The following is a 23,896-nucleotide window of genomic DNA, read 5'->3' on the forward strand; positions in this document are numbered from 1 at the left end:
GCGCGCGCCATCTTCACACTCCAACGGTCGGGACGAAGAGCTGGCCTGCAATCGAACAAAGAGCTGACCAACCACCTTGACACACCAACTCCCCATGTGAGCAATCCAGAATATTCCCGCGGTGGGACTCTGGATTGCTTCGCTGCGCTCGCAATGACGATGTGGATGCAGCCTCTCCCCGCATCCGCCTTCGCTGACGCTTCGGCGGGACAAGCGCGGGAAGAGGCGAAGCATCACTTCTGCGGCAGGTTCACCCGAACGTGGAGCTCGCGGAGCTGCTTGGTCGTGGCTTCCGATGGCGCGCCCATCAGGAGGTCCATGGCCTGCTGGTTCATCGGGAACAGCGAGATCTCGCGCAGGTTCGTCGTGCCGCAGAGCAGCATCACGATGCGGTCGACGCCCGCGGCCATGCCGCCATGCGGCGGCGCGCCGTACTGGAAGGCGCGGTACATTCCGCCAAAACGCTCGACCACTTCCTGCTCGCCATAGCCGGCGATCTCGAACGCCTTCACCATCGCTTCGGGCACATGGTTGCGGATGCCGCCCGAGGCAATCTCGTAGCCGTTGCAGGTGATGTCGTACTGGAAGGCCTTGATGGTCAGAGGATCCTGGCCCTTCAACGCTTCCAGGCCGCCCTGCGGCATCGAGAACGGGTTGTGCGAGAAGTCGACCTTCTTGTCGTCCTCGTTGTACTCGTACATCGGGAAGTCGACGATCCAGGCGAGCTCGAACCGCTCCTTGTCGGTGAGGTTCAACTCCTCGCCGACCCTGTTGCGGGCGAGCCCCGAAAACTTCCAGAACTTGTCGGGATCACCGGCGACGAAGAAGGCGGCATCGCCCTCCTTCACGCCGAGCTGCGCGCGGATCGCAGCCGTGCGTTCCGGCCCGATGTTGTTTGCCAGCGGACCTGCGCCCTCGCCGCCCTCACGCCACATGATGTAGCCGAGGCCGGGCTGGCCCTCGCCCTGCGCCCAGGAGTTCATGCGGTCGCAGAAGGCGCGGCTGCCGCCGCCTGCGGCCGGGATCGCCCAGACCTGGTTCTTGGGGTCTTCGAGCATGCGCGCGAATACCTTGAAGCCGGAGCCGCGGAAGTGCTCGGAGACGTCCTGCATCTCGATGGGGTTGCGCAGGTCCGGCTTGTCGCTGCCGTATTTGCGCAAGGCCTCGGCGAACGGAATCCGCCGCCAGCCCTTCGTCACCGGCTTGCCCTTGGCGAACTCCTCGAACACGCCGGTGATGACAGGCTCCATCGCCGCGAAGACGTCGTCCTGCGTGACAAAACTCATCTCGACGTCGAGCTGGTAGAACTCGCCGGGCAGACGGTCGGCGCGCGGGTCCTCGTCGCGGAAGCAGGGCGCGATCTGGAAGTAGCGGTCGAAGCCCGACATCATCAGCAGCTGCTTGTATTGCTGCGGCGCCTGCGGCAGCGCGTAGAACTTGCCGGGATGGATGCGCGACGGCACCAGGAAGTCGCGCGCGCCTTCCGGCGAGGACGCGGTCAGGATCGGCGTGTTGAACTCGAAGAAGCCCTGCGCCTTCATCCGCTGGCGCATGGAATCGATGATCGCGACGCGCGTCATGATGTTCTGGTGCAGCTTCTCGCGGCGCAGGTCGAGGAAGCGGTATTTCAGGCGAATGTCTTCAGGGTATTCCTGGTCGCCGAACACCGGCAGCGGCAGGTCGCCGGCCGGGCCCAGCACCTCGATCTCGCTGACGTAGACCTCGACCTTGCCGGTCGGCAGGTCGTCATTGTCGGTGCCTTCCGGGCGGCGGCGGGCCTTGCCGTCCATACGCACCACGTATTCCGAGCGCAGCTTCTCGGCCAGCGAGAACGCCGGCGAGTCCGGGTCCACCACGCACTGGGTCAGGCCGTAATGGTCGCGCAGGTCGATGAACAGCACGCCGCCATGGTCGCGGACGCGATGGACCCAGCCGGAAAGGCGGACCGTCTCGCCGATGTGGCTCTCGCGGAGCGCGCCGCATGTATGTGACCGGTAGCGATGCATGGTAGTCCCAAAATGATGTCGGAGGATCGAATCGGACGGCCCAAAAGGCCGATCCGAAGTTGTGGCTGGGTTTACCCGACGAGGCCCGGTGCGGCAACCAAGGGAACGGCCTGTTTTGGGCCCGGAATGCCCATTTTTATACGAGCCTGGCCTGAGCCTTTGCTGACGGGCGTTCCAGCCCTACATTTACGACCATGACCGTCCATTTCCCGTTCCAGAACTCCTATTCGGCGCTGCCGGACACCTTCTTCGCCCGCGTGGCACCGACCCCGGTCGCCGCGCCCCGGCTGATCAAGCTGAACCGGCCGCTTGCCATCCATCTTGGGCTTGATCCGGACCTGCTGGAGACGCCGGAGGGCGCCGAGATCCTGGCCGGCAAGACGGTTCCCGCCGGCGCGGACCCCATCGCCATGGCCTATGCCGGGCACCAGTTCGGGCAGTTCGTGCCCCAGCTCGGGGATGGCCGGGCGATCCTGCTCGGCGAGGTCATCGACAAGGACGGCGTCCGCCGCGACATCCAGCTCAAGGGCTCGGGCCCCACCCCGTTCTCCCGCCGCGGCGACGGCCGTGCCGCGCTCGGGCCAGTGCTGCGCGAGTATGTGGTCAGCGAAGCGATGTACGCCCTGGGCATCCCGACCACGCGCTCGCTTGCCGCCGTCGTCACCGGCGAGCACGTGATCCGCGAGACGGCGCTGCCGGGCGCAGTCCTGACCCGCGTGGCGTCGAGCCACATCCGCGTCGGCACCTTCCAATATTTTGCAGCGCGCCGCGACACCGATGCGATCCGCGCCCTCGCCGACCACGTCATCGACAGGCACTATCCGGAGCTGCGTGGTGCAGAGCGCCCCTATCACGCGCTGCTCGCCGGCGTCGTGGCACGGCAGGCCGACCTCGTCGCGCGCTGGCTGCTGGTCGGCTTCATCCATGGCGTGATGAACACCGACAACACCTCGATCTCGGGCGAGACCATCGATTACGGCCCCTGCGCTTTCATGGACTCCTACGATCCCGCGCAGGTGTTCTCGTCGATCGACGAGATGGGTCGCTACGCCTATGCCAACCAGCCGCGCATCGCACTGTGGAATCTGACGCGGCTCGCCGAATGCCTCTTGCCGCTGTTCTCCGACGATCAGGAGAAGGCGATCGAACAGGCGCAGGACATTCTTGGCGCGTTTCCAGACGCGTTCAGCAAGGCCTATCAGGCAGGCCTGCGCAGGAAGGTTGGACTGTTCACGGAGCGTGACGGCGACGAGGCGCTAATCCAGGACCTGCTGGATGCGATGGCGAAGAACGCTGCCGACTTTGCCCTCACCTTCCGCAAGCTGGGCGACGTAGCGGGCGATGCCGCCGCCGACGAGCATGTCCGCGCGCAGTTCATGGATCCGAGCGCGTTCGACGAGTGGGCCAAACGCTGGCGCGAGCGTCTCGCTTCGGAGCCGCAATCGGCCGCAGAGCGGCAAGCCACCATGCACGCCGTCAATCCCGCCCTCATCCCGCGCAACCATCGCGTCGAAGCGGTGATCCGGGCTGCGGTGGATGACGACAACTACGCACCGTTCGAGGAACTGGTGAAGGTGCTGGCCAAGCCGTACGAGGATCAGCCGGAGTATGCGGCCTATCAGGACCCGCCGCTACCGGACCAGCGCGTGCTGCGGACGTTTTGCGGGACGTGAGAGGCGATTGCAACTTCGTAGGGTGGATTAGCCAAAGGCGTAATCCACCACCTTTCTCACTACGTGGAAACTAAAGAGGTGGGTTACGCTTCGCTAACCCACCCTACGAACTGACGCAGCCATCACATCCGCTCTCCGAACCCTCCGATAGCCTCGGAGTCCCCGCCCCAATCTTCCGGAAACAATCCGGCGCGAACATCGCGGTGAAACGACGAGTACGGCCAATCGCGCACCCTGGAGACGTGCCCGTGCTTTACGGGGTTGTAATAGCAGTATTCGACATGGCGCGCGTAGTCCGCTTCATCGCGGATCAGGTGCTCCCAAAAACGGCGCTGCCAGATGCCACGCTCGTTTCGAGCTGCACGGATAGCGCTCAACCGTTCGTTCGCTGGCAGCGCTTTCGCAAACCGGGTCTTGATCAACCGCCAGCGCACCGAGAAGTCGGAATCGCCCGACGGCAGCTTCAGGACCACGAACGCATTGATGCCGAACGGATGGCTCCGACACGTTGCGGCGACAGCCTCTCGCAAAGTTTCGATCTGCTCGATTAAAATAGCCTTGCGTCGATCAAGTAGGTTCACCGTGAAGAACCAGCAACCTCCGGGGACGAATGCGCGGCGGTAGTCAGACATCTGCGGCAAGTAGCACAACTTGAAGTTGGCGAACAGGGGTGGATTACGCCTTCGACTAATCCACCCTACGCAGTGCGTCGTTCAAATACCGCACCGCGAGACGACCCGGTTGACCCCGTCTGCCGTTCTGCCCAACAATTTGTCGCATCGGCAATCATCGTCATCAAACTGAAACACTCGCACTCTAACCGGCTGGCGGGCCGTCTTGCCGGAGGCGACCATCCTCCCAGAGACCTGATACGCGCGCCATGCCTTTCAAATTCATCCACCTCACCGACACGCATCTTGCGGGCCCGGGCCTGAAACTCTACGGCCTCGATCCGCGCGCCCGCCTCGACGCCGCCATCGATGACATCAACACGCACCATGCCGATGCCGCCTTTGCGGTCGTGACCGGCGATCTCACCCATTGGGGTGATGCCGCGGCTTACGCGGATTTCGCCGCTGCGATGGCCCCGCTTGGGATTCCCCACATCGCCATGGTCGGCAATCATGACCGCCGCGTCGCCTGCCTTGACGGGCTCAAGGCGGCGCCCCGCGATCCCAATGGTTTCGTGCAGGGCACGCGCACGACAGAGCACGGCCTGTTCGTCTTCCTCGACACGCTGGACGAGACCAGCGACGCCGGCGAGATGTGCACAAAGCGTCTCGGCTGGCTTGCGGACACGCTTGCCGCCGCGCCCGCAGCGATGCCGTTCCTCATCTTCATGCATCATCCGCCGTTCCCGGTCGGCGTCCACGCGATGGACGAGATCGCGCTGAAGCAGAGCGCTGAATTTGCCGAGGTGATCGCGCCCTATCGCGCGCGTATCCGCCACCTCTTCTTCGGCCATGTGCACCGGCCGATCTCGGGCAGCTACGGCAAGATCCCCTTCTCCACCCTGCGCGGCACCAACCACCAGGTCTGGTTCGAGCTCGATCCGAAGGCCACCAATCATCTCGCAAGCCATGAGCCGCCGGCCTATGGCGTGGTGCTGATCGACCAGGAGAACCTGGTCGTGCACAGCCACGACTTCCTCGACACCAACCTGCGTTTCCCCTTCTCTCCGCCAGAGGGAATGGACGATCGCGACTATGCGCTCAACTTCCCGGCGCGGTGAGATGAGCCTGGCCGAACCAGCACCGCTCGCCGTTACCCGATCAGCACCGCCGCGCCTCAACGTCCTCCAAAGGTTCACCGCCGGCTTCAAGGCCTCGCTTCCGGCCTATCTGCTGCTGTTGCCCTCGCTCATCTTCCTCGCAGCCTTCACCTACGGCGCGGTCGGACGGGTGATCGTCGATGCGCTCTATCAGCGTGCCACGCCGCGGGCGCCGAGCCGCTTCGTCGGGCTGGACAATTTGGCGGCGGTGCTCGCCGACCCCGCTTTCACAGGCGCCGTCGTCAACAATCTCATCTATGCGGTCGGCACCGTGGTGCCGAGCATGGCGCTCGCCTGCCTCTTTGCGCTGGCGCTGTCGCGTACCAATGCGGTGACGAGCGCGCTGCGCGCCGCGCTGTTCCTGCCAGTGCTGATCCCGATGGTCGCCGCCTCCGCGCTGTTCCTGTTCATCTTCCTGCCCAACGTCGGACTGCTCGACTACTATGTCGGCCGCCTGGTTCCGGTGCTGCCCAACTGGCTCGGCGATCCCGACGTCGCGCTGATCGTGATCATGGTAATCACGATCTGGAAAAACGCCGGCTACTACATGCTGTTCTTCCTCGCAGGCCTCCAGGCGGTGCCGGAGGACGCGATGGAAGCCTCCTATCTCGACGGCGCGGGGCCTTGGCAGCGCCTGCGCTACATCATCCTGCCGGAGCTTAAGCCCACCTTCCTGTTCGTCACCGTGATCGCCGGCCTCAATGCCGTGACGCAGGTCGACCATGTCTTCGTCATGACCCAGGGCGGGCCATCGAACGCGACCAATCTCGTGCTGTTCTACATCTACGAGCAGGCGGTCGAGCATTACGACGTCGGGAAGGCCTCGGCAGCAACGCTGCTCTCGCTCGGCGTGCTGATGGGCCTGACGGCGCTGTCCTTCCGGACTCTTGCGAACCGCGAGGGCGGGCCATGAACCCGTTCAAGGGATTGTTCACGCACGCGCCGCTCGCGACCCGCAACGAGATCACGCCAAAGCTCGGATTTGCGCTGGTGGTGCTGCTCGCGCTGGTCTGGCTGATCCCGTTCCTGTGGATGGCAGTGGCAACGCTCCGCCCCGCCTCCGACGGCATCAACGCGATGGCCGAGCTGATGCCGAGCCTGAAACCCACGCTCGACAATATCAAGGATGCCTGGGACATCGGCGATTTCCCGCGCTACTTCCTCAACACCACAATCATCTGCACCGGCATCCTGCTGGTGCAGTTCGTGACCGTGACTCTGGCGGGCTTTGCTTTTGCGCGACTTTCCTTTGCCGGAAAGTCGCTGATCTTCTATCTCTTCCTGCTCCAGCTCATGCTGGTGCCGGTGCTGCTCATCGTGCCGAACCTGACGCTGGTGGCAAAGCTCGGCCTCTACGACACCTTGACCGGTGTGATGATGCCGTTCTTCGCCTCGGCCTTCGGCACCTTCCTGATGCGACAGGCCTTCGAGGCCATCCCGACCGAGCTTGAGGATGCAGCCCTGATCGACGGCGCCGGCGTGTTCGCGCGCATCCGCCACATCTACGTGCCGCTGTCGCTGCCGAGCTTTTCGGCCTTCGCCATCGTCTCCGTAACGAGCCATTGGAACGACTTCCTCTGGCCGCTGATGGTGATCAACTCGCCGGACAAGCGCCCGCTGACCGTCGGGCTTTCCGTCTTCACCAAGACCGCCGAAGGCACTCAGGCCTGGGGCACCATTGCCGCCGGCACCCTGATCGTGATCGCGCCGCTGCTCGTCACCTTCCTGATCTTCCAGAAGCGCTTCATCAGCTCTTTCGTCACCTCAGGCATCAAATAGGAGATTTTCGATGCTGCTCTCCCGCCGGCTTGCGCTCGGCCTCACCATCGCAGGCGCCCTCGCCTTTCCAGCCTTTGCCGAAGGCCCGACCGAGATCGACTTGTTCTTCCCCGTCCCCGTCGACGGCAAGCTCGCCCGCGACATGGGCACCATGATCAAGGAGTTCAACGAGACCCATCCCGAGGTCAAGGCGACCGCGGTCTATACCGGCTCCTATGACGACACGCTGATCAAGACGCGCGCCGCGATCAAGGCCGGCAAGCCGCCGGCGGCCGTGATCATGTCGGCGAACTTCCTCCTGGACATGCAGATCGAGAACGAGCTCACCAATCTCGATTCCCTGATCGCCGCCGACGGCACCACCAAGGCGCAATTCCTCGGCCAGTTCTTCCCCGCACTGCACGGCAACGCCGTGATCAACCGCTCGGTCTATGGCGTGCCGTTCCACAACTCGACGCCGCTGCTCTACATCAACGCCGAGCACGCCAAGGAAGCGGGGCTCGATCCCGACAAGCCACCGCAGACTTGGGCCGAGGTCACCGACTGGGCCAAGAAGCTCACCAAGCGCGAGGGCGACAAGGTCACGCGCTGGGGCATCGAGATTCCCTGCGCCTATGACTATTGCGGCTGGATGATGGAGACGCTCACCATGTCCAATGGCGGGCGTTACTACAACGAGGAGTTCGGCGGCGAAGTCTATTACGACACGCCGTCGATGCTCGGCGCGCTCTCCTGGTGGAACGACCTCATCGCCAAGCACAAGGTGCATCCGCCGGGCGCAACGCCAGGCCCGGCCGTGAGCACTGCCTTCATCTCCGGGAACGCCTCGATGATGATGCTCTCGACGGGCTCGCTCACTTACGTGCGCGACAACGCCAAATTCCCCTACAAGGTCGCGTTCATCCCGCGCAACGTCCGCAACGCCGTGCCGATCGGCGGTGCCTCGCTGATCATCCCGGCGGGCCTCGAAGCCGACAAGCAGAAGGCGGCCTGGACGCTGATCAAGTGGATGACCTCGCCGGAGAAGAGCGGCTGGTGGAGCCGTGCCACGGGCTATTTCGCCCCGAACATGGCCGCCTACAAGACGCCGGAGATGCTCGACTTCCTCGGCAAGAATCCGGACGCGAAGACGGCGGTCGACCAGCTCGACGTCGCAAAGCCCTGGTTCGCGACCTACAAGACCGTGCCGGTCCGCAAGACCCTCGAGGACGAGGTGATGCTGGTCCTGAACGGCAAGAAGCAGCCGAAGGATGCGCTCGCCGCCGCCCAGAAGGCCGCCGACGAGCTGCTCAAGCCCTACAACGCCGAGACGGCGTTGAAGCTGCCGTAAGGTCAAACGGGCGCTCCGGCAAACGGAGCGCCCGTTAACCTCCCGTCCACCATTCGGCCCGCCCCGGCGCCGGTAACCACGACAATTAACAGACCGTCAATTCGGCCCCGACAAATCTACGGATCTTTCGGGGAGTTGGCCGTGGATCTGTTGGTTTTCGAGTTTCTGGGACTGGCGATGCTCGCCATGTGCGTGGTCGTGGTGGCACTGCCCTGCGGGCGAAAGCCGTCGCAACGGATCCGGTACGAGTAGGATTTCGCGTCCGCGACCTGCGGATTGGCCCGTCCGCGGTCGGCAGGGGCGATTCCGGCCGAAATCAAGCTCCGAATTCGTTCCAACCCCCTTGACATCACAGCACTTTCGGCAGAACGGCTGATGTACGTGTCATGGGCCGTTCATGGATCTGATTACCACCACCGCTGACCTAGCCGCTGCCTGCAGCCGGCTGGCCGAGCATCCCGTCATTACCGTCGATACCGAGTTCCTGCGCGAGACCACCTACTACCCGCTCCTGTGCGTGGTGCAGATGGCGAGCCCCAAGGAGGCCGTGGTCATCGATGCCCTCGCCGAGGGCATCGACCTCAAACCCTTCTTCGAGCTGATGGGCAACGAGAAGGTCCTGAAGGTCTTCCACGCCGCCCGCCAGGACATCGAGATCATCTGGCACCAGGCCAACATCATCCCGCATCCAGTGTTCGACACCCAGGTCGCGGCCATGGTGCTCGGCTATGGCGACAGCATCGCCTATGACCAGCTCGTCGAGAAGGTCACCGGCCATCGGCCGGACAAGACCCATCGCTTCACCGACTGGTCGCGCCGGCCGCTGACGAAGGAGCAGATGCACTATGCGGTCTCCGACGTCACACACCTGCGCGAGGTGTTCGCCGCGCTCGATGCCGACCTGAAGAAGCGCCGCCGCAGCGAATGGGTCTCCATCGAGATGGAGATCCTGACCTCACCCCGCACCTACGACTTCCATCCCGAGCGCGCCTGGGAGCGGCTCAAGACGCGGGTGCGCAAGCCGAAGGATCTGGCGGTGCTAATGGAGGTCGCGGCCTGGCGCGAGCAGGAAGCGCAAAGCCGCGACGTGCCGCGCGGCCGCGTGCTGCGTGACGACGCGATCAGCGACATCGCGACCCACGCGCCGACCACGCTGGAAAAGCTTGCCCATCTGCGCTCGGTGCCGAAGGGTTTTGAAAAATCCAGGTGGGGCGCGGACATCATCGCCGCGGTCGAGCGCGGGCTGGCGCGCGACCTCTCGAAGCTGCCGAAGCTGGAGAAGCCGCGCAACAATTCCAACGGCGCGGCGATCGTCGAGCTGCTGAAGGTGTTGCTGCGCATGACCGCGGAGCGCCATGCTGTGGCGAGCAAGGTAATTGCGACCGTCGACGATCTCGAAGAGATCGCAGCCGATGACGAGGCCGACGTGCCCGCGCTGCGCGGCTGGCGCCGCGAGCTGTTCGGCGACGCCGCCCTGAAGTTGAAGCACGGCCAGCTCGCGCTTGCGATCGACAAGGGCCGCGTGGTCGGTGTCAGCCGGGCGTAATAGCCCGCAATCTCTCCCCAGGGTCGTCCTGGCGAAAGCCAGGACCCATTACCCAGGGAGGAGTTTGACGAAGACTCGTCGTTCGATACTCGTGCCACCCGCTATCGTCACGCGGTATGGGTCCTGGCTTTCGCCAGGACGACACCGAAAGTGTGACAAGCGCCCCTCAAGCCGGCGTCAGCTTTGCAGCCTCCGCCTTCATGTCGTCCAGCACGCCCGCGATGGTGCCGACCAGCTCGTCGATCTGGGCCTTGGTGACGATCAGCGGCGGGCAGATGGCGATGGCGTCGAGCATGTTGCGCGAGATGACGCCGCGCTCCTGGAGCATGCGCGCCGCGATGCCGCCGACGGCGCCCGGCGTGCTTGCTGCCGTCTTGCGCTGCTTGTCGAGCACGAGTTCGATCGCGGCGATCATGCCGACGCCGCGGATTTCGCCGACCAGCGGATGGCTCGAAAGCTCACCCAGCCGCGCCTGCAGATGGGCTCCCGCCTCCGCAGCATACGCGACCAGGCCGCGCTCCTCGATGATCTTGAGGTTTTCCAGCGCGACCGCCGCGCCGACCGGATGACCGCCTGCCGTGAAGCCGTGGCCGAGGACGCCGATCTTGTTGCTCTCGTCCGCGATCGGCTCGAACATCCGGTCATTCATCAGTACCGCCGAGAACGGGAAATAACTCGAGGTGATCTGCTTGGAGAGGACGATCGCATCTGGCTTGATGTTGTAGGTGTCGCAGCCGAACATCTTGCCGGTGCGGCCGAAGCCGCAAATGACCTCGTCGGCGACGAGCAGGATGTCATACTTCTTCAGGACCTGTTGGACCTTGTCCCAATAGGTCGCGGGAGGAACGATCACGCCGCCTGCCCCCATCACCGGCTCGCCGAAAAAGGCCGCGATGGTGTCCGGACCTTCCCTCACGATCAGCGCTTCCAGCTCCTCGGCGCGCCGCGTCGCAAAGGCTTCCTCGCTCTCGCCGGGCTGGCCGTCCTTGTAGAAATGCGGTGAGCCCGTATGCAGGATATTCGGCAACGGAAGATCGAAGGAGCGGTGATTGTTCGGCAGGCCGGTGAGGCTTGCGGAGGCGATCGTGACGCCGTGATAGGCGCGCATGCGGCTGATCACCTTCTTGCGCTGCGACTGTCCGAGGGCGTTCGAACGATAAGCGATCAGCTTCAGCACCGTGTCATTGGCCTCTGAGCCGGAGTTGGTGAAGAACACCTTGCTCATCGGTACCGGCGCGAGGGCAACGAGCTTCTCGGCGAGATCGATCGAGGGCCCATGCGATTTCGCGGAGAACACGTGGTAGAATGGCAGGGCCTGCATCTGCCGGTACGCAGCCTCGACCAGCCGCTTCTCGTTGAAGCCGAGCCCGACGCTCCACAGGCCGGCCATCGCCTCGAAATAGCGCTTGCCCGCGGCGTCGAAGACATAGGGCCCCTCGCCGCGCTCGATCACCAGCGGGCCATTCTGCTGATGGGTGCGCGCGTTGGTATAGGGATGAAGCTGGAAGGCCACATCGCGGGCTTCTTGCGAATTGGGCAGCATGGTCATCATATCATTCCTTCAGCCTTCGGCTCGCGTCAAAACGGAGCTCGTCTGTCGACGGCGTCGTCACTTGGCTATTGCGACACGTCACAACTTGCAACGTCAATTCGTCGGCAGCACGGCTGCGTTGCAGGAAACAGTAAAGTGCCGGTTCAGGCAGCTCCGTCATCGTCGCTGCCATCCGAGGCAGCCTCGGCCGCCTCGCGCGCCTCGACAAGCGCCATTGAGAGCAGATAGACGGTCGTCGACAGGCCGAGCCGGCGCGCGACTTCAAGGGCGCGCGACAGATCGCCAACCAGACCTTCCAGCTCTTGCCCCCGGGACAATGTCGTCAATCACCCTCGTCGCGGGCCGCGCCCGTCTATACCGCGATGGCGCCGGTGGTCCTGATGAGCTCGGCGCTGGGGCGAAGAGTAGCAAAATTACTGATCACGTTCACCACCGACTGCTTGTAGTCGGCTGCGTCGCCATGGCCCGGATGGCGGCAGGCGACCGCGTCAGTGACAACCTGGTAACGATGGCTCCGGTGAAACCCGTCGACCACTGTCGCCAAAATCGTCTCGTCGAGCGAAAAGCCGAGCAACACGCAGCGGATATTTCGGATGTTCGCGCTGTAGTCCGCAAACCGCGCGGAACTGTAGGCTGACGGCAGAGGATGCTCAAACGTCATCTCCCCGGGGCGCGGCCTCAGCTCAACAATCCAATCGGTCAGCTTGGATGCCGGATTGAACCAGGCGGCCTGCGCAATGCGCTTGATGTGCATCACCGGCCAGAGATTGTCGCGCCACAGCGTCAACAACTCCAGGCAGCGCGAGGTCGTGGCGTCGCCGTCGAGAATGACATGGCGACGCCCGGGTGTCAGATATTCGACCTGCAGATCGGCGCAAACCAGGATCGGCGGATCGTCGTGAATGGAGTCCGGCATTTTTCTGTTCGTAGCTGCACCAATTTTTAGCGCTGGGTCATCGAGACGTTACGCAGTGGCGATGTCACCGCCCGTCCCGCCGAGGCATCGAGCACTCCCGGCCGATCCCAATCGCCCTCGGGGCGGATGATCACGTAAGGATCACTGTCCAGCGTGATCGCGTCCGGTCCCGGCTCGATCTCGAGCACCATCTCGGTATAGGAAAAATCCGAGAAGGTGATCTTGCGATTGTGGCCCAGCGGCTTGGCGCCGAAATGGGCCCAGAAGTCCACCAGCCGGTCCTGCGCCTGCCCATAGATCTTGCGGAAGCCCTTGCGCTTCACATAGTCGACGCTCGCCTGCACGAGCTTGAACGACACGCGCGAGCGACGGTACTGGTGGCGCACCGCGAGCCGCTCGACCTTGGCGAACTCGCCGAAGAAGCGAACCCGCAGGCAGCCGGCGGGCTCGTTGCCGATGAAGCCGATGAAATGTGCGGCGACCAAATCGTTGCCGTCGAACTCTTCCTCGAAAGGACAATCCTGCTCGGCGAGATAGACCGCCGATCGGATGGCAGTGACCAGCATGAGATCGCTGGGATCACGCGCGATGCGGATCGTGATGGCGCGCGAGTCGGGTTTGGCTAAAGGAATTCTAGTGCCGTGCATCTGCAAGACTCCCTGCTTCAATCATCACGCCCCGCCTGCGTATGGGCAGTCGATTCCATGGCCGCTCGTAACACCAGAGGTCGGGCTGAAAGCTCGCGATAGGCTCAAAACCCGTCGCTTTCATGATGTCGCGTCCTGCCGCCGTCGACGGCTGCGCGAAACAATCGGCGCTTCGTAACCGCGGCTGCCGCAGATGCGCAGCCGCCTTGCCTAGACCGGCAATCCCGCGGCCGGTGGTCGCGATAGCCCAGATGTAGGTGGCCGAGACCTCCTCGTCGCCAGATGCGAGATGCCGGATGTCGGGCCTGGTCAGGCAGATCTCGTCGAGCAGCAGCGCGTCATGGCCGCGCTCATTGAGAAACAGGAAGGCCATGCCTCCGACCAGCGCGCCGTTCCGCGTGAACGTCAGAAGACATTGAGAATCGAAGGTGAAATAGCGTGCTAGTTCCTGCTCGCCGATCCGCACGCCGGGGACTAACCGGTGCGCCATGTCGGCAAGTGCAGCAATTTCGGAAAATTGCGCACAATGGACATCGATGTCTGGGCTGAGCGGCAGCGCGTCAAATTCATGCCTTGCGGCGAAGGAGCCCCTTTCCATACCCATCCCACCCCTCTATCGTTTGGTTCGTCCCGTTAGGGTGAGGAGCTTAGCGGGTAAGGAACAGGTGTATGCAGCAACTATTGCACCGGGGTGCTGCGATGACGCAGCACCGCAGCGATGAGCCCCTGGATGCATCCTGGGACGATTTGAAGCTGTTTTTAGCTTGCGCGAAATATAAAAGTTTCCGCAACGCCGCTGAGGAGCTCGGCCTCACGTCAACGACGCTGATGCGCCGGATCGACCGGCTCGAAGAGAGCATCGGCTGCAAGCTGTTCCTGCGCGACCAGAGCGGATTGACGCTGAGCGACGAAGGCACGGCGATGATCTCCGATGTCACGTTGATGGAGCGTTACGCCTTCAATGTATTTCGCCGCGCCTCGCGTAGCTCGAGCGACGCAACGGGCACCGTGCGCGTCGCAGTCACGGAAGGGCCCGGCAATTTCTGGATACTGCCGCGGCTGATCGACTTCCAGAAGACCTATCGCAAGATCACCGTCGACCTGCGCTGCGCGATGGAGCAGGCCGATGTTGCGCGCCTGGAGTCCGATATTGCGATCCAGCTGGAGCCGCCCACCAATCCGGATCTGATCGTGGCCAAGCTTGGCCGGCTGCACATCTATCCTTTCGTCTCGAAGGATTACGAGAGCCTGCACGGCGTGCCTGGCACGCTTGCCGAGTTGCCGAACCATCGGATCATCAAGCAGAATGCACCGCAGGTCGACGACACGGCTTATGCCCGCATCCTGGGGCTCAAGTCGCTCGAGGGCATCGTCGGAATCAAGACCAACTCGTCGGTCGGCGTGCTCTATGCAGTGGAACGCGGCGCCGGCATCGGCTTTCTGCCCACGGTGTCGATCGCACTCGGCGCGCCGCTCGTCGCCGTCGATCTCGGCGTCAGTCACCACGCCGATCTCTGGCTCACCTATCACAAGGAATTCCGCGCCTCCGAACGGCACAAGATCGTGGTCGAGTGGCTGAAGAAGATCTTCGATCCGCGCACCTATCCCTGCTTCCGCGACGAGTTCATCCACCCGAACGCGCTGGTGCCGATGATGGCGGCGGTCCGGGAGAGCTTTGGCCTGATGGGCTATGTTGCGGCGGCGCCAACCTGATCGGCGGCGCTACCATCTGTACTCGAAGCCGACCGTGCCCTGGTGTGACCGCAACTCGTTGCGGAACTTACCGTCATAATTGACGTAGAGGCGCGCAGTGTTGGTCAGGCTGAGCGAAGCGGACGCGCCGGTGTCGAGGCCGTAGCGGCTCTCGCCGATGCCGGGCACTACGAGGCCCTGCGTGCCGAGGCTGACCTGGATCGATCCCAGGTCCTGATAGAAATTGTCGACGAACTTGCCGTAGGCGGAGAGGTCCAGGATCTTCTGGTCGAATATGAAGTAGCGCCCGACCTCGGCGCCGAGCATGAGGCGCGCGCGAGCGAGTGCGGACGAGCCGACGGTCAGGGGAAAGAGGCTGCCCGTCTCCTGAAACGAGGCGCTGGTGGCGCGGACATATTCCAGCGCACCTTTCGGGACGAAGCGGGCCTGGTCCTGGGTCCAGTAGTAGCTCATCTCGGTCAGCGCGCCGTCGATGGTGGCGCGATAGCCCGCGGTCGCAAAGCCGAAGCCGGTGTCCCGGCTGGAATGGACGTTGCCGAAGCCGTGCACGAGCGCAAAAGCCCAGGTCCAGGGTCCCTTGTCGACCGAGCCGTTGACGCCGAGCTGGGTCAGATCCAGCGTCGCCGATTGCAGCGCCAGAGGCACGTCGATGTCGGTATGGCTCTGATCGACGGAGAAGCCGAGATTGACTCCCGGCGCAAGCCGCGCGCCGAAGCCCGCGACTCCGCCGATGGTCGTGCGCTTGTCGCCGACGAAGTCACCCTGCGCGTCGGTTCGCGTTGAAATGCCGTAACCCTCAAACCAGGTCCGGTAGCGCGGCCCTTCCGCCGCCTCCGCAGCACCGCCGCCGCCGGGATTGGTGCGGGAGGTCCGGTCGAAGCCGTTCGAGGCCTGGTTGCCCAGCCGCTCCAGGAAACTGGAGCCGAGGTTGAGCGTTGTGTTGCCCGCCGACTGGCCGTAGTTCATCGCGGTTGGCGTCGGTGACGGCGTAGGTGTCGGCGTAGGTGTCGGGGTGGGCGTTGGGGTCGCTGTGGGCGTTGGTGTCGGCGTCTGCGCATGGGCCGGCGCGACCAGGATCATCAGGGAGAGCGCAAGGGCGATCGCGGTGATGCTCGCGGCCCGCCGGACAAAACCCGGCCGGCTCGTCCGCCTAGTCCCTGAAGGCTGCGATAGGCGGCGCATGACGACACAATTCCCGAAGCAAATGGCGGCGCGCAAAAATGCAACACGCATCGCGGCACCTGCGACGATTTGCGCTGAACCGGCGTGAAGGGTCAATCGCTTGGGCGGCATCGAACGGGGTGATTACCCCGCCCTGTGGTACCGCTGCCACAGGTCACGAACTCTGCCGTCGCGCGCCGGATCGGGACTTGAATTTTGCACGCTGCTTGCTAGCGCGCGATTTTCATGTTGCAATATCCGGCACAATCGGATTTGGCCGCTCGACTGTGCGTTTCGCGACATTGAGACTCAAGACTCGAACAGACTTCCGGAAGCCCGTTTGTGGCGTGGCACGCGCAAAGACGTGACCGCGTCTTTTTTATGTCTGAAGGAGGAGACTGGCGATGCAAAAGGGCACCGTCAAATGGTTCAACCCGACAAAGGGCTATGGCTTCATCAAGCCGAATGGCGGCGACAAGGACGTGTTCGTCCATATCTCCGCAGTCGAGCGCGCTGGGCTGACCACCCTTAATGAAAATCAGGTGGTTGAATACGATCTCGTGGAGAACCGCGGCAAGACCTCGGCGGAGAACCTCAGGGTTCACTGACTTTCTGCCCACGATCGACTGACACGCATGAATTCCCCCGGGCTCCGCCCGGGGGATTTCGTTTGTGGCTCAAGCCTGCATGGCGCTTCAGCTCACCACCGGCGAGATCAAGAAATTCTCCGAGCCGCCGCTCCCCCCCGTCTTGCAGACATCGCCGTCGATTCGGACCTTGCCGGTCGCAAGCAGGCGCAGCGCTTCGGGATAGATGCGGTGCTCGACTTCGAGGATACGTTCGGAGAGCGTATCCGCCGTGTCGTTGTCGCTGACGGGAACCGCGCCCTGCATCACGATTGGGCCGGCATCGGTCGCGGGGATCACGAAGTGCACCGTCGCGCCGGACAGCTTGACGCCCGCGCGCAAAGCCTGGCCGTGCGGATCAAGACCGGGGAAGGACGGCAGCAGCGAGGGATGGATGTTGAGCATTCGTCCGTACCAGCTTTGCGTGAACTCTGCCGTGAACAGCCGCATGAAGCCGCCGAGACAGATCAGCTCGATGCCGTGCTGGTCGAGCGCGGCATGCAGCGCCGCCTCGAAGCCGGCGCGGTCCTTACCGAACGGCTTGCTCTCGATCACCAGCGTCTTTACGCCGCTCGCCCTCGCCTTCTCCAGGCCCAGTGCGGCGGCCTTGTTCGAAATGACGAGCGAGATCTCCGCCGGAAAATCCGGTGCGGCGGCGGCCTTGATCAGCGCCGCCATGTTGGAGCCTCGGCCTGAGATCAGGATGGCGACACGGCGCTTCATGGGTTTTACAGCGACAGATCGAGTTGGCCGTTATAAACGACGCGATGCTCGCCCTCGGCCGGGATCACAGTGCCGAGTTGCGCCGCCGTCTCGCCGGCATCGGTGAAGACCTCGATCACCTTGTCGGCGGCATCCGGCTCGACGATCGCGATCATGCCGATGCCGCAGTTGAAGGTGCGCAGCATTTCGAGCTCGGCGATGCCGCCTTGCGCCGCCAGCCATTTGAACACCGGCAGCACCGGCAAGCGGGCGAGATCGATGCCGACACCGAGATGTTTCGGCAGCACGCGCGGGATGTTGTCGGTGAAGCCGCCGCCGGTGATGTGGGCAAGGCCCTTCACCGCGCCGGTCTCGCGGATCGCGCGCAGGCAGGATTTGACATAGAGCCGGGTCGGCGCGAGCAGCGCCCCCCCGAGCGTCATGACCGGCGCAAACGGCGCCTGGGCCTCGAAGCCCAGGCCGGACTGCTCGACGATCTTGCGCACCAGCGAGAAGCCGTTGGAATGCACGCCCGAGGACGCGAGCCCGATCACTGCATCGCCCGCGGCGATATCCTTGCGCGGCAGTAGCGTCCCGCGCTCGGCAGCACCAACCGCGAAACCGGCGAGATCATAGTCGCCGTCCTTGTAGAGGCCCGGCATCTCGGCGGTCTCGCCGCCGATCAATGCGCAACCTGACTCGCGGCAGCCTTCGGCAACGCCCGCGACGATCGACGCAGCAGCCTCGGGGTCGAGCTTGCCGCAGGCGAAATAGTCGAGGAAGAACAGCGGCTCAGCCCCCTGCACCACGAGGTCGTTGACGCTCATCGCGACGAGGTCGATGCCGATCCCGCCATGCAGGCCGGTCTCGATAGCGATTTTGACCTTGGTGCCGACACCGTCGGTGGCGGCGACCAGGACCGGGTCCTTGAACCCGGCTGCCTTGAGATCGAACAGGCCACCAAAACCGCCGATCTCGGCATCGGCGCCGGCACGCGCGGTGGCGCGCACCATCGGCTTGATCAGGTCGACCAAGCGATTGCCCGCATCGATGTCGACGCCTGAATCGGCGTAGGTAAGGCCGTTTTTGCGGTCGGTCATGCCGGATTTCCAGTGGATTTGCGGCTGGTTACGTCGAATTCGAGGGTTGCGCAATGGCTCGCAAGAGGCCTGAGGCTATACTATGTAGATATCAACCGGTTCAGCCTCCAAAGGGCCGGATTCGAGGTCACACCGGGTGCCGGGAAGCGCCGCGTGAGTATTCCGAACATCATTACCCTGGGCCGCATTATGCTGGTCCCGATCATCGTCTGGGCGATTGTGTCGAGCCAAATGGAGGTGGCGTTCGCCGTCTTCCTGATCGCCGGCATCAGCGACGCCGTCGACGGCTTCCTGGCCAAGCGCTTCAACATGAGGAGCGAGCTCGGCGCCCTGCTCGATCCGCTCGCCGACAAGGCGCTGCTGGTCTCGATCTATCTGGCACTCGGCATCTGGGGCGACATCCCGCGCTGGATCGTGATTCTGGTGGTCTCCCGCGACATCATGATCGTCGCCGCCGTGATCGTCTCCTGGCTGTTCGACAAGCCGGTCGAGATGAAGCCGTCGAAAGTGTCGAAGCTCAACACTGCAGCCCAGGTGGCGTATGCGGCGTTGGTGCTGGCCTCCCTTGCCTTCGGCTTCAACCCCGGACCCTATGATATAATCCTGATGGGCCTCGTCACGGTCTTCACGCTCTCCTCCGTGTCGCTCTATCTCGTCGAGTGGCTGCGACACATGAGCACGATCGAGGCGAAATGAGGGGGATGCGGCCCCGCAAAAGGCCAACTCCCGCCCGATAGGTCGAATCTCTTCGAACAAAGCCGGCCCGTCCGGCATGGAGCAAAGCAAGCGTGGCAGGCCGCGTTCATCCCCGACAACTGGCGTTTTCGCTTCCGCATGCGGAAAGCCTGAGCCGGGACAATTTTCTCGAAGGCCCCGCCAACGCCGCCGGTCTCGCCCTGATCACCGGTTGGCCCGAATGGCCAAACCGGATCATGTGGCTGGCGGGGCCCGAAGGCTCAGGTAAGAGCCACCTCGCCGCCATCTGGGCCGAAGAGGCGGGCGCCCGCTCCACTACCGCCAATGCATTGACTGCGGCCGCCGTGCCTGGAGCGCTCGCCACGGGCGCACTGGTCGTCGAGGACCTGAAAGCGAAGGATTTGGATGAGCGCGCGCTCTTCCATCTGTTGAACCTCGCGCGCGAGGACGGCGCCTACGTCCTGCTCACAGGCCGCGAGGTACCGGCGGCACTGGATATCGAGCTGCGCGACCTCCGCTCGCGCCTGCGCGCCGTGCCGGTGGTGTCGCTCCTGCCGCCGGACGACCAGCTTTTCCGCGGCCTGATCGTCAAGTTCTGCGCAGACCGCCAACTGAGCGTGGATGAGAGCGTGGTCAGCTATCTCGCGACCCGCCTGGAGCGCTCCTCCGCCGCCGCGCGGCGGGCCGTGGAGTTGCTCGACGGCGAAGCCCTGCGGCTCGGCCGGCCCGTGACCCGCGCACTGGCGGCCGAGCTGCTCCGCGACGCCTGACATTTCCAGTCCCTTTTGCAGGCCCCCGCCCACCTCGACCGCTTGACGCGGCCGAGCGGCGGAACATCAATGTCATCGAAACGTCATCGCATTAACACATGCTCCCGCCGGTTTTGCGCGTAAGTCGCAAAGTAAGGCGAGACAATATGGACCGACTTCTCATGGACTCCGCGCAAGCTATTGAAATCAAAGAAAAAGAACTAGAAGCGACGGGTCTGCCGGCGATCGCCACGAGCCCCGAGCGATTCATCAATCGCGAGCTCTCCTGGCTACATTTCAACCGCCGGGTCCTGGAGGAATCCGTCAACTCCCACCACCCGGTGCTGGAGCGGGTGCGATTCCTGTCGATTTCGGCGAATAACCTTGATGAGTTCTTCATGGTCCGCGTCGCCGGCATCAAGGCGCAGGTCCGAGAGGGTATCCCCGAGCGCAGCCCCGACGGCCTGACCCCGTCCGAGCAACTCGCCCTGATCAACCGGACCGTCTCGCAACTCGCAAGCGACCAGCAGGCGATCTGGCGCGATCTGCGCGGCACGCTTGCCGAGGTCGGCATCGTGCTGGTGGACGGCAAGGATGTCACCAAGGCAGAGCGGACGTGGCTGGAGGACTACTTTCTCCACAACGTATTCCCGCTGCTCACCCCGCTTGCGATCGATCCCGCCCACCCCTTCCCGTTCATTCCGAGCCTCGGCTTCACCATCGCCCTGCAGCTCACGCGCGCCGCCGACGGCAGGCAGATGAACGCGCTGATCCGCATGCCCGGCAAGATCGACCGCTTCATCAAACTGCCCGTTGATGGCGTGACGCGGCTGATCCCGCTCGAGCAGGCTACCGCACTCTTCATCAACCGTCTGTTCCCCGGCTATACCGTGCACGGCCAGGGCGCCTTCCGCATCATCCGCGACTCCGAAATGGAAATCGAGGAAGAGGCCGAAGACCTCGTTCGCGTGTTCGAGACGGCGCTGAAGCGCCGCCGCCGTGGATCGGTGATCCGGCTCGAGGTCGATGCCAAGACGCCTGAGCAACTGCGCAACTTCGTGCAGCACGCGCTTTCAGCTGCCGATGACGAAGTGTTCCTGGTCGACGGCGTGCTCGCCATGAACGAGCTGTCGCAGCTCACCCGCCTCGATCGCCCCGACCTCGAATTCACCCCGTACGTGCCCCGTCATCCCGAGCGCGTGCGCGAGCATGGCGGCGACATCTTCGCTGCGATCCGGCAAAAGGACCTCATCGTCCACCATCCCTATGAATCCTTCGATGTCGTGGTGCAGTTTCTCCAGCAAGCCACGCGCGACCCCGACGTCGTCGCGATCAAGCAGACGCTCTACCGCACCTCCAACAATTCGCCGATCGTGCGCGCGCTGGCCGAGGCCGCCGAGGCGGGCAAGTCCGTCACCGCGCTGATCGAGCTCAAGGCGCGCTTCGACGAGGAAGCGAATATCCGCTGGGCGCGCGACCTCGAGCGCGCCGGCGTGCAGGTCGTCTACGGCTTCCTCGAGCTGAAGACGCATGCAAAACTCTCGATGGTCGTGCGCCGCGAGGGCGGCAGCCTCACCACCTATGTTCACACCGGCACCGGCAACTACCATCCGGTGACCGCGCGCATCTACACCGATCTCTCCTACTTCACCTCGGACCCGACCATCGGCCGCGACGCTGCGCGCGTGTTCAACTTCATCACCGGCTACGCGGCACCGAGCGATCTCGACAAGATGGCGGTATCGCCGCTGACGCTGCGCAAGCGCATCCTCGAGCACATCCAGGGCGAGATCGAGTATGCACGGCACGGCAAGCCTGGCGCGGTCTGGATGAAGATGAATGCCCTGGTCGACCCCGACATCATCGACGCGCTCTACGAGGCGTCTCAAGCCGGCGTCCAGGTCGAGCTCGTGGTGCGCGGTATCTGCTGCCTGCGGCCGGGTATCCCCGGCCTGTCAGAGAACATCCGCGTCAAGTCGATCATCGGGCGCTTCCTCGAGCACGGTCGAATCTACTGTTTCGGCATGGGCCAGGGCCTGCCGAGCGCGAAAGCGGCTGTGTATATCTCGTCAGCCGACATGATGCCGCGCAATCTCGATCGCCGTGTCGAAGTGCTGTGCCCGCTGCAAAATCCAACGGTACATCAGCAGGTTCTCGAACAGATCATGGTCGCGAATCTGAAGGACAACGAGCAGAGCTGGCAATTGTTGCCCGATGGATCGTCAACGCGTATGAAAGCCGCGAAGGGCGAGGAGCCTTTCAACGTGCACAACTACTTCATGACAAATCCGAGTCTGTCTGGCCGTGGAAAGTCGCTCAAGGAATCCTCGCCGCGGCGTCTCACGCGCCGGAACGAACGTCATCAGTCCTGATTGGGGATTGTTGCCGTGACACGGCCGCGCAAACGTGGCGCAAGCGTCGCGGTGATCGATATCGGCTCCAACTCGGTTCGTCTCGTCGTCTACGAGGCGTTGGCGCGGAGCCTCATTCCGATCTTCAACGAGAAGACGCTCTGCGGCCTCGGCCGCGAGGTGCAGAGCACCGGTCTGCTCGCGCCCGACGCGGTCGACAAGGCGCTGACCTCGCTGAAGCGATTTCGGGCACTCTGCCGCGTGATGCAGGTCGGCCGCGTCTTTGCGATCGCGACTGCCGCGTGCCGGGACGCCTCCAACGGCCCCGACTTCATCGCCAAGGCCGAGCGTATCTGCGCGGTGAAGATCGAGATCCTGTCGGGCCCGCGCGAGGCACGGCTCTCGGCGCTCGGCGTCGTCTCCGGCATCCACCACCCCGACGGCATCGTCGGTGATCTCGGCGGCGGCTCGCTGGAGCTCGTCGAGGTCCACCGCAACAGCGTGCGCAGCGGCGTGACGCTGCCGCTGGGCGGGCTCGCCCTGCAGGATCTCGCGCATAAATCGCTGAAGCGCGCCGACCGTATCGTGCGCGAGGAACTCGACGCCGTGGCGCAGCTCAAGGCCGGGCATGGCCGCACCTTCTATGCGGTCGGCGGCACATGGCGCGCACTCGCCCGCATCCACATCATCCAGAGCGGCTATCCGCTCCAGGTGATGCACGGCTATTCGATACCGGCGGCGGATGCGCTGGATTTTGCGCGACGCCTGCGGCGCCTGGTTGCGTCCAACATGCTCGCCGACATCGAAGTAGTCGCCGACGCGCGGCGGCCGCTCCTCACCTATGCCGCGCTGGTGCTCGAGCACATCATCCGCGTCGCCCGGCCGAAGACGATCGCGTTCTCGACCTTCGGCGTGCGCGAAGGCCTGCTGCACGAGAAGCTGTCGGAAGCCGAACGTGCCAAGGACGGATTGATCTGCGCTGCGGAAGAGCTGAACCAACTGATGTCGCGCTCGGCGCGCCATGCCCGCGAGCTGATCGAGTGGACCGACCGCTTCGTGCGCGTGGTGAAGCTGCGCGAGACGGAAGAGGACCGCAGGCTTCGCCACACCGCGTGTCTGCTCTCCGACATCGGCTGGCGCGTCCATCCCGACCACCGCGGCGAGCAGACGCTGAGCCTCGTGGTAAACGGCAATTTCGGCGCGATCAGCCACGAAGGCCGCGCCTTCGTCGGCCTGTCGGTGTTCTATCGCTATGCAGGCTTGAGCGAAGAGAACCAGCCGCCGCTGACGATGCAGGAGCTGCTCACGCCTGCGCATCTCGAGCGCGCGCGGCTCTTGGGCGCCGCGTTCCGCGTTGCGCATCTGATCTCGGCGGCCCGGCCCGGCGTGCTGCCCGCCACCCATTTCCGCAGCACTGGCCGCAAGCTGATGCTGGTGTTCGAGCACCGCCTCGGCGATCTCGTCGCCGATCGCGTCGGCGGCCGCTTCAAGCAGCTCGCCCGTCTGGTCGGCCGCTCGGGGTCGATCGTAAGGCGTTAGACTAGAGCACGATCCGGAAAAGTGTGCAGCGGTTTTCCC

General features: G+C 64.0%; 22 protein-coding genes. 12 read left to right on the forward strand and 10 right to left on the reverse strand.

What is annotated here, in order from left to right:
- Positions 1-233 precede the first annotated feature (233 nt).
- Positions 234-2,006, reverse strand: a complete 1,773-nt coding sequence (gene aspS / locus SO139_RS05650; RefSeq protein ID WP_449378506.1) for an aspartate--tRNA ligase — start codon at positions 2,004-2,006, stop codon at positions 234-236.
- 194 nt (positions 2,007-2,200) lie between these two features.
- Between aspS and SO139_RS05655 the strand changes: the two genes are divergently transcribed.
- Positions 2,201-3,679, forward strand: coding sequence for a protein adenylyltransferase SelO (locus SO139_RS05655; RefSeq protein WP_449378507.1), 1,479 nt, complete (start codon positions 2,201-2,203; stop codon positions 3,677-3,679).
- Positions 3,680-3,801: 122 nt separating this feature from the next.
- On the opposite strand, the gene SO139_RS05660 is transcribed toward SO139_RS05655, so the two are convergent.
- On the reverse strand, positions 3,802-4,311 hold the full coding sequence (locus SO139_RS05660; protein ID WP_449378508.1) for an REP-associated tyrosine transposase: 510 nt from the start codon (positions 4,309-4,311) through the stop codon (positions 3,802-3,804).
- A 248-nt stretch (positions 4,312-4,559) separates the two neighbouring features.
- On the opposite strand from SO139_RS05660, the gene SO139_RS05665 reads away from it, so the two are divergent.
- The 5 genes from SO139_RS05665 (at position 4,560) to rnd (ending at position 10,105) form a co-directional block, all read left to right on the forward strand.
- A complete protein-coding gene (locus SO139_RS05665; RefSeq protein WP_449378509.1) occupies positions 4,560-5,411 on the forward strand; it encodes a phosphodiesterase in 852 nt (283 codons plus the stop codon).
- Between the two features lies 1 nt (position 5,412).
- Positions 5,413-6,363, forward strand: a complete 951-nt coding sequence (locus SO139_RS05670; protein WP_449378510.1) for a carbohydrate ABC transporter permease — start codon at positions 5,413-5,415, stop codon at positions 6,361-6,363.
- Positions 6,360-7,229 carry a carbohydrate ABC transporter permease gene (locus tag SO139_RS05675; protein WP_449378511.1) on the forward strand — a complete coding sequence of 290 codons (870 nt, stop codon included), beginning with the start codon at positions 6,360-6,362 and terminating at the stop codon, positions 7,227-7,229. Before SO139_RS05670 ends, SO139_RS05675 begins: the two co-directional genes overlap by 4 nt.
- Positions 7,230-7,239: 10 nt before the next feature.
- Positions 7,240-8,559, forward strand: coding sequence for an ABC transporter substrate-binding protein (locus tag SO139_RS05680; protein ID WP_498539769.1), 1,320 nt, complete (start codon positions 7,240-7,242; stop codon positions 8,557-8,559).
- Positions 8,560-8,956: 397 nt separating this feature from the next.
- Positions 8,957-10,105, forward strand: coding sequence for a ribonuclease D (gene rnd, locus SO139_RS05685; protein WP_449378513.1), 1,149 nt, complete (start codon positions 8,957-8,959; stop codon positions 10,103-10,105).
- A gap of 166 nt (positions 10,106-10,271) precedes the next feature.
- Here rnd and SO139_RS05690 read toward each other — a convergent pair whose 3' ends face one another.
- From SO139_RS05690 to SO139_RS05710, 5 genes are all read right to left on the reverse strand, one after another.
- Entirely contained in the window at positions 10,272-11,654 is a 1,383-nt protein-coding gene (locus SO139_RS05690) for an aspartate aminotransferase family protein (RefSeq protein WP_449378514.1), read from the reverse strand.
- A gap of 146 nt (positions 11,655-11,800) precedes the next feature.
- Positions 11,801-11,983: a hypothetical protein gene (locus SO139_RS05695; protein ID WP_449378636.1), complete on the reverse strand. Its 183-nt coding sequence runs from the start codon at positions 11,981-11,983 to the stop codon at positions 11,801-11,803.
- Positions 11,984-12,009: 26 nt separating this feature from the next.
- On the reverse strand, positions 12,010-12,573 hold the full coding sequence (locus tag SO139_RS05700; RefSeq protein ID WP_449378515.1) for a cysteine hydrolase family protein: 564 nt from the start codon (positions 12,571-12,573) through the stop codon (positions 12,010-12,012).
- 26 nt (positions 12,574-12,599) lie between these two features.
- The gene (locus SO139_RS05705; RefSeq protein ID WP_449378516.1) at positions 12,600-13,220 is read right to left on the reverse strand and encodes a GNAT family N-acetyltransferase; all 621 of its coding nucleotides are present in this window, start codon (positions 13,218-13,220) and stop codon (positions 12,600-12,602) included.
- On the reverse strand, positions 13,207-13,824 hold the full coding sequence (locus SO139_RS05710; RefSeq protein ID WP_449378517.1) for a hypothetical protein: 618 nt from the start codon (positions 13,822-13,824) through the stop codon (positions 13,207-13,209). The genes SO139_RS05705 and SO139_RS05710 overlap by 14 nt, the downstream gene beginning before the upstream one ends.
- Before the next feature lie 65 nt (positions 13,825-13,889).
- Between SO139_RS05710 and SO139_RS05715 the strand changes: the two genes are divergently transcribed.
- The gene (locus tag SO139_RS05715) at positions 13,890-14,933 is read left to right on the forward strand and encodes a LysR family transcriptional regulator (RefSeq protein ID WP_449378518.1); all 1,044 of its coding nucleotides are present in this window, start codon (positions 13,890-13,892) and stop codon (positions 14,931-14,933) included.
- A gap of 9 nt (positions 14,934-14,942) precedes the next feature.
- Here the strand turns inward: SO139_RS05715 and SO139_RS05720 are convergent, their stop codons facing one another.
- On the reverse strand, positions 14,943-16,115 hold the full coding sequence (locus tag SO139_RS05720) for an autotransporter outer membrane beta-barrel domain-containing protein (protein WP_474804005.1): 1,173 nt from the start codon (positions 16,113-16,115) through the stop codon (positions 14,943-14,945).
- 383 nt (positions 16,116-16,498) lie between these two features.
- Here SO139_RS05720 and SO139_RS05725 point away from each other — a divergent pair, with 383 nt between their 5' ends.
- Positions 16,499-16,702: a cold-shock protein gene (locus SO139_RS05725; RefSeq protein WP_027523877.1), complete on the forward strand. Its 204-nt coding sequence runs from the start codon at positions 16,499-16,501 to the stop codon at positions 16,700-16,702.
- A gap of 87 nt (positions 16,703-16,789) precedes the next feature.
- On the opposite strand, the gene purN is transcribed toward SO139_RS05725, so the two are convergent.
- A complete protein-coding gene (gene purN / locus SO139_RS05730; RefSeq protein ID WP_449378519.1) occupies positions 16,790-17,443 on the reverse strand; it encodes a phosphoribosylglycinamide formyltransferase in 654 nt (217 codons plus the stop codon).
- A gap of 5 nt (positions 17,444-17,448) precedes the next feature.
- Positions 17,449-18,522, reverse strand: a complete 1,074-nt coding sequence (purM, locus tag SO139_RS05735; RefSeq protein ID WP_449378520.1) for a phosphoribosylformylglycinamidine cyclo-ligase — start codon at positions 18,520-18,522, stop codon at positions 17,449-17,451.
- A 153-nt stretch (positions 18,523-18,675) separates the two neighbouring features.
- On the opposite strand from purM, the gene SO139_RS05740 reads away from it, so the two are divergent.
- The 4 genes from SO139_RS05740 (at position 18,676) to ppx (ending at position 23,857) form a co-directional block, all read left to right on the forward strand.
- Entirely contained in the window at positions 18,676-19,218 is a 543-nt protein-coding gene (locus SO139_RS05740) for a CDP-alcohol phosphatidyltransferase family protein (protein ID WP_449378521.1), read from the forward strand.
- Positions 19,219-19,310: 92 nt separating this feature from the next.
- Positions 19,311-19,988: a P-loop NTPase family protein gene (locus SO139_RS05745; RefSeq protein WP_449378522.1), complete on the forward strand. Its 678-nt coding sequence runs from the start codon at positions 19,311-19,313 to the stop codon at positions 19,986-19,988.
- 161 nt (positions 19,989-20,149) lie between these two features.
- The gene (locus SO139_RS05750) at positions 20,150-22,339 is read left to right on the forward strand and encodes an RNA degradosome polyphosphate kinase (protein ID WP_449378628.1); all 2,190 of its coding nucleotides are present in this window, start codon (positions 20,150-20,152) and stop codon (positions 22,337-22,339) included.
- A gap of 15 nt (positions 22,340-22,354) precedes the next feature.
- The gene (gene ppx, locus SO139_RS05755) at positions 22,355-23,857 is read left to right on the forward strand and encodes an exopolyphosphatase (RefSeq protein ID WP_449378523.1); all 1,503 of its coding nucleotides are present in this window, start codon (positions 22,355-22,357) and stop codon (positions 23,855-23,857) included.
- Positions 23,858-23,896 lie beyond the last annotated feature (39 nt).

The organism is Bradyrhizobium sp. UFLA05-89 (genome assembly GCF_059803475.1).